The organism is Rhizobium sp. 57MFTsu3.2 (assembly GCF_012932765.1).
Taxonomy (GTDB): domain Bacteria; phylum Pseudomonadota; class Alphaproteobacteria; order Rhizobiales; family Rhizobiaceae; genus Rhizobium; species Rhizobium altiplani.
Map to the genome: position 1 here is coordinate 1 of NZ_JDWI01000073.1, position 2725 is coordinate 2725.

Annotated in this window: 3 protein-coding genes; all 3 read right to left on the bottom strand. The window is 59.0% G+C overall.

Annotation, left to right across the window (positions count from 1 at the left end):
* Nucleotides 1-47: 47 nt before the first annotated feature.
* The 3 genes from AF71_RS31210 to AF71_RS31220 all read right to left on the bottom strand — a co-directional run bounded on the left by AF71_RS31210 (nt 48) and on the right by AF71_RS31220 (nt 2467).
* A complete protein-coding gene (locus tag AF71_RS31210) occupies nt 48-1667 on the bottom strand; it encodes an IS66 family transposase (protein WP_169684542.1) in 1620 nt (539 codons plus the stop codon).
* Between the two features lie 75 nt (nt 1668-1742).
* Nucleotides 1743-2087, bottom strand: coding sequence for an IS66 family insertion sequence element accessory protein TnpB (gene tnpB / locus AF71_RS31215; protein WP_007536941.1), 345 nt, complete (start codon nt 2085-2087; stop codon nt 1743-1745).
* Nucleotides 2084-2467 (bottom strand): transposase, encoded by a 384-nt coding sequence (locus AF71_RS31220; RefSeq protein WP_169684544.1) that lies wholly within the window; start codon nt 2465-2467, stop codon nt 2084-2086. Before AF71_RS31220 ends, tnpB begins: the two co-directional genes overlap by 4 nt.
* Nucleotides 2468-2725: the final 258 nt, after the last annotated feature.

Here is a 2725-nt window from a genome sequence, read left to right on the forward strand (position 1 = left end):
TTTTTTTATGGCTCAAACCGAGCCGGTGCAACATGCGTCGTAAGCGGTTAGCCGATGGCGTCAGGCTTGAAGTTCCATGGCATAAGTGCCTCGATTTCAGATACAGGCCAGCCTTGTGCAATGCGGGTCAAGGTCTGGGAAAGCCAGTCGAGCGGATCGACGTTGTTCATTTTGGCCGTCTGGAGAAGCGTGGCCAGCGTAGCCCACGTCCGTCCACCGCCCTCGCTGCCGGCGAATAGACTGTTCTTTCTCGTAATTGTTTGGGGCCTGATCGCGCGCTCGACGATATTGGAGTCAATTTCGATCCGGCCGTCCGTCAGGAAACACTCCAGTGCTTCGCGCCGGGTGAGCGCGTAACGGATTGCTTCGGCGGTCTTCGACTTGCCAGAGACCTTGCCCAGCTCCTTCTCCCAAAGATCAAAGAGTTCGGAGACGATGGTTGCAGATTTTTCCTGACGCAGCATGGAACGGCTGTCGGCATCCCGACCGCGGACCTCATCCTCGATGCGCCACAGCTCGGTCATCGCGATGATCGTGTCCGTTGCAGCCTTTGAGACACCACTGATGTGAAGGTCGTAAAACTTGCGGCGAAGATGCGCCCAGCATCCTGCGAGCCGGATCGTTTCATTGCTGCCGTCTTTGGCACGCGTCTTGGCGAGACTGGTATAGGCCGAGTAGCCGTCAACTTGCAGGATGCCGCTGAATCCGGCGAGATGACGCACCACGCAGTCAGCGCCCCTACTGTCCTCAAACCGATAGGCCACCATCGGCGGGCTGGTTCCACCATAGGGTCTATCATCGCGAGCATAAGCCCAAAGCCAGGCCTTCGTCGCTTTCCCCGAACCGGGCGCAAGAGTGGGTAAGGTCGTTTCGTCGGCGAAGATCCTTTCACCCTCCTTGACGCGCTCAAGGATGTAATCGGCGCATATCCGCAGTTCGAAGCCCAGATGCCCCATCCACTGGGCCATCAACGATCGGCTGATCTCGACACCGTCGCGTAGATAGATTGCCTCCTGCCGGTAAAGCGGAAGGCCGTCTGAGTATTTGGAGACGGCGATATAGGCGAGCAGCCGCTCCGTCGGCAGGCCGCTTTCTATGATGTGCGCCGGTGCCAAAGCCTGGAGCACGCCATCGTGGCCGCGGAAAGTGTATTTGGGGCGGCGCGTCACGATGACACGGAACTTCGGCGGCACGACATCCAGCCGTTCGGAGCGATCCTCACCGATCAGGACCTTTTCCAAGCCCACGTATTCAGCAGGGATCTCCGGCTCGATCACTTCCTCGATGCGTTCGAGATGAGCGGCAAAACCCTTGCGTGGACGTGCTGCCCGTTTCGGCTTGTCCTTGGCCGCGTGATCAAGCTCGCTCTGGATTGCCGAAAGGCCGGTCTCGACTTCCTCGAAGGCAAAGGACACCTGTTCGTCGTTGACGCCAAGCCGCAGTCGCTCGGAACGGGTGCCATGTTGGGTGCGCTGCAGAACCTTCAGGATCGATGTGAGGTTGGCAATCCGCTCGTTGGCGCTCTTCTCCACCGCCTCCAGCCGGGCGATCTCAGCTTCAGCGGCCTTCAGTCGGGCTTCTTTCGCAGCCTGCTCGCGCGCCATCGCGAGGACCATCGCTTTCAGCGCGTCAACGTCGTCCGGCAGGTCGTGAGGGGGCAAATCCATGGCAATGAGTAGAGCACAAAAACAGCCGTTTTCCCAACCATTACAGCGCCATGATTCATCTTGCCGCAGGCGCTGTCAGCCAGTCAACAAGGGTCGCCTGACCTTGGCCGGGCGGATCTTTTTCCAATCCATTCCGGCCAGCAACGCCATCAGCTGCGAATGGTCCAGACGGATCCGTGCCGTCGATATGCCCGGCCAGCAGAAGCCCTGATCTTCCAAAGTTTTCGAATAGAGGCAGACACCACTGCCATCCCACCAGACGATGCGAATACGATCGGCCCGTTTCGAGCGGAAGACGTAAAGTGCGCCATTGAAGGGATCGAGACCGCCATCCCGCACCAGCGCCATCAACGAGGCGGCCCCCTTGCGGAAGTCGACCGGCTGGCACGACACATAGACCACCACACCCGAAGCGATCATGCCTTGCGAACCGCCCGTAGAACCCTCACCAGGTGATCGGGGTCAAAATCGCCGCCGACGCGCACGACCATATCCGCAATGACAATATCGACCGAGCCGTTGCTTACCGTTTCGACGCGCGCGAACTTCTGCTTGCCCGTTCCCTCAGTCAGGGGCGCAACAGTGCCCGATGCCAGTGCCGTGCGACGCCATCCATAAAGCTGTGACGGATCCAGGCCTTCAGATCGAGCAACCGCCGAGACGTTCGCCCCAGGCTGCAGCGCCATGGCTAGGATCCGCGCCTTTTCGTCGTCCGACCACTCACGCGGCTTGCGTCGTCTTCGCACCGGCTCCGCAGTCAAAACCTCAAAGGTTCGAGGGTGATTCACACTGTCGCTCATAGGATTCTCCGCATGACTCATGCAGAAAATCGCCGATCAGCAGTCCGAAAGATACGTGGGATGGCCTACGCGCTTACCATGCGTCCAACGCTCGAGCGATGCACAATGACGCCGCGCTCTGCAAGCTCGAGGCACAATTCGTCAAGCGTCAAATCACCGTGAGCGTCCGGTGAGCGGATTTTGCTGAACGAGCCAGTTAGGCGATGTTCTGGCATTAGAACCAGCATTAGTGCTGACACTAATATCAGATCTGAGAGG